The sequence below is a fragment of the Oleiphilus sp. HI0125 genome, assembly GCF_001635355.1.
The window spans coordinates 1-687 of the sequence record NZ_LWGF01001398.1 but is presented as its reverse complement, the minus strand read 5'-3'; the positions used below and the strand labels follow the sequence as shown (position 1 = coordinate 687).

Genomic DNA, 687 nt, shown 5'->3' with positions numbered 1-687 from the left:
CCATATAAAGCTCTTTTCAGTAGCTGGCCCATTTTGTTACTGGGTCGATGGGCATTGCGGAGCTTATGAGCTTCATCCACAACCACTAAATCCCAGGGTTCGATAAGTAGTTGCTCTTCAAGCCTCGCTGCATAGTGATAAGACATTATCACTACTTTTTTATCTGCCAGCGGGTTGTAAACGCCTTCTTTTTGCAGGTTCTTCCATGTTTTTGCATCGAGTATTTGTGATGGCAGATTGAACTTATCAAGTAGTTCTTGTGCCCATTGTCTTCTGAGTGATGCAGGGCAAATAATAAGAAGCTTACGTCGTCTTTCGGCCCAATATTGGGACAGTACTAAACCAGCTTCGATTGTTTTGCCTAGGCCAACCTCGTCGGCTAAGACTACGCCTTGGCTTAGTGGATTGTTCAATGCAAACAAGGCTGCATTAATTTGATGCGGATTAAGATCAACGCTTGCATCAAACAACGACTGAGAAAGGCGATCAACGCCACCCGCAGCATGCTGTATTGTTAGTTCGTGTGCGAAATATTTGGCTTGGTGGTTAGTTATAGGCATATTGTCTATGAGCAGCTTATTTTGTTTAGCTTTTCAGAATACAGTACGTCGCAAACAATCGAAATAAGATACCAAAATTAAGTAGCTGTATGAGCTACCTAAGAACCAACTTAATTTATTGTTTTAT

1 protein-coding gene is annotated in these 687 nt (G+C 41.8%); it reads right to left on the bottom strand.

Annotation, left to right across the window (positions count from 1 at the left end; all coding sequences use genetic code 11):
- Nucleotides 1–560, bottom strand: a 560-nt coding sequence (locus tag A3762_RS23840) for a DEAD/DEAH box helicase (RefSeq protein WP_197469550.1), incomplete at its 3' end; no start/stop codon positions are given.
- Nucleotides 561–687 lie beyond the last annotated feature (127 nt).